Raw genomic sequence first — 6969 nt, 5'->3', positions numbered from 1 at the left:
ATCTTATACTTTCAGTTTTGGTTATGGAAGCCATTGATTTTACCTAAATAGCAAGCTTCTTAAGGCAATTTTGTTGTTTTATTACTACAAAATGCAAATTAAAATAATTTTTAATTATTAAAATATCATTTTAAAGCACCATTTTTAAAGGTTTGATTGACTTCAATCAAGAAATTAACCATAACTTCATTAATGTTTTTTGTTGTATTTTGATCTAAATCAATACTAAAATACCCACAACGGGTTATATATAAGCCAGCTCGACAAGAATTGAAAATTAACACCACAAAAATGCCACTCTGAAAGTGGATTAGGAGATAGTGATGATTCAAGGTATCCAAATTACTAAAGCAGCAAATGACGATCTACTAAACTCAATCTGGTTGATCGACGGTGACAAAAACGAAGCACGTTGCGTTGCAGCAAATGCTGGTTTTGAAGCTGACCAAGTTATCTCTGTTAGCGACTTAGGCGAATACGAAAGCCGCGAAGTAGCAATCGAAGCTGCACCTCGCATCGAAGGTGGCCAACACCTAAACGTAAACGTTCTTAAGCGTGAAACTCTAGAAGACGCTGTTGCTAACCCAGAGAACTACCCACAGCTAACTATCCGTGTTTCTGGTTACGCAGTACGTTTTAACTCGCTAACTCCAGAACAACAACGTGACGTTATCGCTCGTACATTTACTGAGTCTCTATAATTAGAGACGTGATGTAAGCAAATACAGAAAAACAGACGCGCAAGCGTCTGTTTTTTTATGTATGTAAAATTGTGTTCGACACATACAAAAAAACCTCCCGAAGGAGGTTTTCAAAGCACATCAAGCACACACTAATATTTCAATCATGCCATCTACCTTAGGCATGTCATCTATACTATATTAGACATCTCCTCTATCTTAGAGATGTCATCCCTGCGCAGGCAGGGAGCTAACTAATGCGCTTACAATATCACCGATTATTTCAGTGTCACTCGAGCAAACTTACGTTTACCGACTTGGTAAACCGCTTGGCCCGCAGCTGGTACTAGCTTAGTATCTTCCACTTTCTCGCCATCAATCTTCACTGCGCCTTGACGAATCATGCGCATTGCATCCGATGTTGAATTAACCAGTGCTGATTCTTTTAAAAGATTACCAATTGGAAGGCCTGCTTCGAATTCGAATTCTGGCATTTCATCCGGCATCGCGCCTTTTTGGAAACGGTTGATGAACTCTTGCTCAGCCGCATCGGCATCCGCTTCAGTGTGGAAGCGTGCGATGATTTCCTTCGCAAGTAGAATCTTAATATCTCGAGGGTTTGCGCCACCCTCAACATCGGCTTTGAACTGTTCAATCTCGCCTAGAGGACGGAATGACAGCAGCTCATAGTAGCTCCACATTAGCTCATCAGAGATAGACATGATCTTACCAAACATCTCTGACGGCGCTTCGCTGACACCAATGTAGTTGTGTGCAGACTTGGACATCTTCTTCTCGCCGTCCAGACCTACTAGAAGCGGCATAGTCAGTACAACCTGTGGTTTCTGACCATGTGATTTTTGAAGCTCACGGCCCATTAGAAGGTTGAACTTCTGGTCTGTACCACCAAGCTCTACATCCGTTTTCATCGCTACTGAATCGTAACCTTGTAGCAGTGGATACATAAACTCATGAATTGCGATTGGCTGGTTGTTGCCATAGCGCTTTTTAAAGTCATCACGCTCTAGCATACGAGCTACAGTTTGGTTAGCTGCAAGGCGAATCATGCCCTCAGCACCCAGTTCTGATAGCCACTCAGAGTTAAATGCGATCGTCGTTTTCGCTGGATCTAGGATCTTAAACACTTGCTCTTTGTACGTTTCAGCGTTACGCAAAACGTCTTCACGAGTTAGCGGTGGACGCGTCGTGTTTTTGCCCGTTGGGTCACCAACCATACCAGTGAAGTCACCGATTAAGAAAGTCACATCATGACCTAGGTCTTGGAATGCACGTAACTTATTCAAAATTACTGTGTGACCTAGGTGAATATCTGGTGCTGTAGGATCGGCACCCAGTTTGATGCGTAGAGGACGGTCCTCTTTTAACTTAGCAATCAGTTCTTCTTCTGGAATTAGCTCGTCAACACCACGTTTGATCTCAGCCAACGCTGCTTCAAGGTTCGCCATTCTTGTTCACTCCCACAGATTTGGCAAAAATATAATAGTTGGACATCTTACTTGAATAGCGATGTTTTTTGAAACCAGTTAGACTAATTGGTTTAGGAAATTTCAAAAATAATGTTGAATTGAACTCTCATGGTATCTGTTTTTAAGCGCCTGCCTTGGCTTCACCGTGCGCTCATCGCCTTTTTTACGGCACTAATCGTTGTTGCCTTGTTCCTGCCAGACGTAACTGAGCTGGATGATGGGAATGACCGACTTGAAGTCGGCAAGCATTACGCCCTAACGATTGACAATAGCGCCTTTCCTATTGGTGATGCCATTCCACCAACCGTTGTACTCAATTGGGAAGAGCATACTGTTCGCTCTGGAGAAAGCGCTGCCATTCTCTTTCAACGTTTAGGACTGTCGCCACGCTTGCTGCATGAGTTAATTTATACCAATAACGACATTAAACAGCAGCTCTCGAAATTGAGACCGGGAGATAAGCTAACATTCGGATTCGACGAGAATAGCGACTTTATCCAGCTAAAACGTAGGATTAACGACTATGAAACGTTCAAGATCACTCGTACTGATGACGGATTTACCTCGACTTGGGCTAAAAAAGAGGTCGACTATCAATACAATTACGCACAAGCACAAATTTCATCTAACTTTTGGAACGCTGGGATTTCAGCTGGATTAACTGCTAATCAAATTATGGAGTTGGCCGGTATTTTCGGTTGGGATATCGACTTCGCGTTAGATATTCGCTCCGGTGACAGTTTTCAATTGCTATACCAAGAAAAAGTCGTGGAAGGAGAAGTGATCGGCCGTGGCAAAATTATCGCTGCGATTTTTAGAAACCAAGGCGATACCTTCAAGGCGATATTAGACGATAAGACGGGTAACTATTACGACGAAAATGGTCGCGCAATGAAGAAAGCGTTCTTGCGTTCCCCACTCGATTTTCGCCGTGTAACCTCAAACTTTAACCCAACTCGTCGCCACCCAGTGACCGGAAAAGTTCGCGCCCACCGAGGCACCGATTATGCCGCGCCAGTCGGCACACCAATTTGGGCTGCCGGTGACGGTATTGTCCAGAAGTCCAGTTATAACCAGTTCAATGGTAATTATGTATTCATCAAACACAGCAATACGTATATCACCAAGTACTTGCACTTGACGAAGCGAACCGTAAAAACCGGACAACGAGTAAAACAAGGTCAAACTATTGGTACACTTGGCGGAACAGGTCGTGTAACCGGTCCTCACCTTCACTATGAATTCTTAGTAAATGGCGTCCATAAGAACCCGAGAACGGTAAAACTGCCGCAGTCTAAGTCGTTAACAGGTAAAGCTAAGCAGACCTTCCTAGCCAATGCTGAGAACCGACTCAACACCTTAGATAGATACAGTGAATTGTTGTACGCCAATAACTAAGTTCAAAAGCCGGAACACCAAAATAGAAAACCCTAGCGAATAGCTAGGGTTTTTCTTTTACTACTGCAGCTTAATCGCTAGAGCTTAGTGTGGCTTATTTGGGGTATCGCGATACATCTCTTCAATTTCATCTTGGTAGCGATCGTTGATCACTTTACGGCGAAGCTTTTGCGTTGGCGTCAGCTCACCTTTATCCATAGAGAAACCCGTCGGCAGCAACTTGAACTTTTTCACCTGCTCAAACTTTGCCAGCTCTTTTTGCAGTTCAGTAATACGCTTCTCAAACATCTCAACCACTTCATTGTGCTTAATCAGCTCAAGACGATCATGATATTTAATATTAAGCTCTTTAGCGTACTCTTCTAACGTATCAAAACATGGCACGATCAGCGCCGACACGAATTTACGGGTATCGGCAATAACAGCAATTTGCTCGATGTAATGGTCTTTACCAATCGCACCTTCAATCGCTTGTGGGGCAATATACTTACCATTTGAGGTTTTCATTAGCTCTTTAATACGGTCAGTGATAAACAGATTACCTCGTTCATCAAATTGACCCGCATCACCAGTTTTTAGGAAACCATCGGCATCAAACGTCTGCGCTGTTTCTTCCGGCAATTTATAGTAGCCACGCATAACCATTGGTCCGCGAACTAATATTTCATTGTTCTCGCCAATTTTCACTTCCGCACCAGGCATCGGCATACCGATAGAGTCTGGGTTATAACAGGTATCGTCCCAGCACGAGACGGTTGCCGTTGTTTCGGTCATACCGTAGCCAAGCTTGACATTGATACCAATGGCTTGAAAAAAGCGACCAATGGTTTCATCAAGTTTAGCCCCGCCACAAGGCATAAAGTTAATACGTCCACCTAGTAGCTCACGTAACTTACTCAACACCAACTTGTCTGCCAATGCATGACTCTTCTTAAGAATCAATGAAGGCTCGACGTTGTCCTGACGGCATTGTGCCATCTTCGCACCCATGTTGACCGCCCAGGTAAACATAATCTTGCGATGAACGGGCGCTTTAGAAACACGTTCATGAATAGCTGAGAAGATCTTTTCGTAGAAACGAGGCACCGCACTCATTACTGTAGGACGAATCTCACTCAATGCATCACGAACTTGCATTGTATCTTGTAGATAGCAGTTGGTGCCGCCTTGATACAATACATAGAACGTCCAAGCACGCTCGAACACGTGTGATAGCGGTAAGAAGCACAATGATACGTCTCGATCAGTAAGGCTTAACCTTGCATCATGACCTTTCAACTGTGCTGCGATGTTAGCGTAATCTAGCATTACACCTTTAGGTTGACCTGTGGTACCAGACGTATAAATCAGCGTTAGCAGATCATCGTAATTGGCCTGTTCTAGTCGCTCTGATAGCGTGGACTGTTGTTCAATGCTGGCATCAGACATAAAGCTTTGCCAGCTCACACTGAAATCATTTTCAGCCAGAACGATGTCATCACTCATCGCAACGATAAGCTCTAACTGACTGCACTCTTCATAGATAGATAAAGCCGCATCATACTGCGCTTGCTCACCAACGAACAAGATACGAACATCTGCGTTCTGAACGATATAGCTGGTTTGAGCTGGGGTATTTGTAGGATATAGCGGTACGGTTACCGCGCGAATTTGCAATGCTGCTAAGTCAGCAATTGTCCACTTCGGCATGTTATTGGAAATGATACCGATTTTGTCTTGAGGTTGGATTCCTTTTCCAAGTAGAGCCAGAGATAACGCATCAACGTTTACCCCAAACTCCTTCCAGCTAATCCCTTGCCACACATTGTTGATTTTATGTCGTAAGGCGATCTTGTCGCCACCTTGTGCGATTCGGTCACGAATCTTCTTTACAATATGGAAATCTAAATTAGCCATGTTCTATCTTTACCTTTTAGCTTACACATGTAAGCTTTTTGAGCGCACAAGTGTACCTATGCTCGTAAAAAAGGCAACCGACCTATATCAAAGTTATCAATAATAGTTATCGGTTTAATCATTCAATGATAATAACTTTCTGTAAAAACTAAAAAAGCCCTGTACAGATACTGTTCAGGGCTTGCTCTAGAAAGTTGTAATAGACTATGACAACGCGACAACTTCGCCGCAGATGACCATCAACTGATCACGCAACCAGATGTGACCTTTATCTTTCTCACTCGACTCGTGCCAGCTCAAATAGCCGCTGATTTTAGTATTTTCTAATGGCAGTGAAAGTACTTGTAGCTGCTCTTTATTAACCGCATTTTCTACCAACCAACGTGGTGCGATAGTCACAAGCTCAGATTGACCTACCACATAAAGCACGTTGCTTAGACTGGTGCCTTCATACGAAGCTTGGCACTCCAGTTCACGATATGCTTGCTCAGAGAAGCTGCGAACGCCGTGTACCTTAGATAACTTAGCATGCTTTTCATGTGCTAGCTGAGCAGTGCTTACTACACCATGAATTCGCGGGTGATTTTTTGCAGCAACTACAACCAGTTCATCTTGGAAGATCTCTGTACTTGAGAATCCTTGCGCATCATAACGAGCGTAATCAATGACAAAATCAATTTCTTGATAACGCATGCGGTCTGCCAATTGACGGTCAGCTTCAGCGTCCAAGTGCAATTGAACGTGAGGCGCTTGCTCGGAAATAGTGTGCATGATTTTTGGAGCAAAACGCATATCACACGGAGAACAAATTGCCATTTTGAACAGGCGAGTTGATGTTTCTGGTGTAAAAATAGAACTCGGTAGTTCATTGCGAATCAACTGCAATGCTTGGCGCACAGGACCAAACAGCTGACGAGCACGTTGTGTTGGTTGAATACCGCGGCCCTGGCGCATAAATAGTTCATCGTTGAACATCACTTTAAGGCGCGCAACGGCATTACTAACTGCTGGTTGCGACATACCCAAATTGTGTGCCGCGCGAGTGATATTCTGCTCTTGCATCACTGCGTCGAAAACAGTCAATAGGTTTAGATCTACGCCGCGTAATGTGCTTTCCATGCGGTAGCTAGCGATAGCGCTCATAGCATCTTTTTTGTCTAACATTTAGTAAGCCTCGTGTAATTTCAATCTCGAATATGTGAGTAAGGATTAATGGTTAGCAGCAGGAGTTGGTTACTCGCTACCGTTACGCACCTTACAACGTTCTATTAATCCTCTGCATAGTTCGAGGACAAAACAAACTATCTACTAATAACAAACCCAACACCAACAAGTTTGACAAAGAATCACCAAATTTTATCGAGATAAATACATTATTCATTAACAACAATAAGTTACATTATATATAAAAAAAGATAAATTACATTTTTAATAACTTTTGTCCGTCACAAACTCTAAAACCATAATTACTGAGTATATCTACCATAGTTTCCAACGCATTAGCTGTA

The 6969-nt window shown here is 43.1% G+C and carries 5 protein-coding genes; 2 read left to right on the top strand and 3 right to left on the bottom strand.

The features are described 5' to 3' along the window. The first annotated feature begins 323 nt into the window (after positions 1-323). The gene (gene grcA / locus HW45_RS20005) at positions 324-701 is read left to right on the top strand and encodes an autonomous glycyl radical cofactor GrcA (protein ID WP_031494358.1); all 378 of its coding nucleotides are present in this window, start codon (positions 324-326) and stop codon (positions 699-701) included. Positions 702-958: 257 nt separating this feature from the next. On the opposite strand, the gene tyrS is transcribed toward grcA, so the two are convergent. Then, positions 959-2146, bottom strand: a complete 1188-nt coding sequence (gene tyrS, locus HW45_RS20000; RefSeq protein ID WP_038229199.1) for a tyrosine--tRNA ligase — start codon at positions 2144-2146, stop codon at positions 959-961. A gap of 129 nt (positions 2147-2275) precedes the next feature. Here tyrS and HW45_RS19995 point away from each other — a divergent pair, with 129 nt between their 5' ends. Beyond that, on the top strand, positions 2276-3565 hold the full coding sequence (locus HW45_RS19995) for a peptidoglycan DD-metalloendopeptidase family protein (RefSeq protein WP_038229197.1): 1290 nt from the start codon (positions 2276-2278) through the stop codon (positions 3563-3565). Between the two features lie 84 nt (positions 3566-3649). On the opposite strand, the gene HW45_RS19990 is transcribed toward HW45_RS19995, so the two are convergent. Together HW45_RS19990 and leuO are read right to left on the bottom strand one after the other, a co-directional pair. Beyond that, positions 3650-5461, bottom strand: a complete 1812-nt coding sequence (locus tag HW45_RS19990; RefSeq protein WP_038229195.1) for an AMP-dependent synthetase/ligase — start codon at positions 5459-5461, stop codon at positions 3650-3652. A 204-nt stretch (positions 5462-5665) separates the two neighbouring features. Beyond that, positions 5666-6625 carry a transcriptional regulator LeuO gene (leuO, locus tag HW45_RS19985; protein WP_006074856.1) on the bottom strand — a complete coding sequence of 320 codons (960 nt, stop codon included), beginning with the start codon at positions 6623-6625 and terminating at the stop codon, positions 5666-5668. Between the last annotated feature and the right edge of the window lie 344 nt (positions 6626-6969).

It is taken from the genome of Vibrio sp. ER1A (assembly GCF_000733315.1).
In the GTDB taxonomy this organism is placed as follows: Bacteria; Pseudomonadota; Gammaproteobacteria; order Enterobacterales; family Vibrionaceae; genus Vibrio; species Vibrio mediterranei.
This window is presented reverse-complemented; position numbering and strand designations above follow the sequence as displayed.

Coding starts and splice junctions, on each gene's coding strand:
- grcA (WP_031494358.1), top strand. CDS start 324: ATGATTCAAGGTATCCAAATTACTAAAGCAGCAAATGACGATCTACTA.
- tyrS (WP_038229199.1), bottom strand. CDS start 2,146: ATGGCGAACCTTGAAGCAGCGTTGGCTGAGATCAAACGTGGTGTTGAC.
- HW45_RS19995 (WP_038229197.1), top strand. CDS start 2,276: ATGGTATCTGTTTTTAAGCGCCTGCCTTGGCTTCACCGTGCGCTCATC.
- HW45_RS19990 (WP_038229195.1), bottom strand. CDS start 5,461: ATGGCTAATTTAGATTTCCATATTGTAAAGAAGATTCGTGACCGAATC.
- leuO (WP_006074856.1), bottom strand. CDS start 6,625: ATGTTAGACAAAAAAGATGCTATGAGCGCTATCGCTAGCTACCGCATG.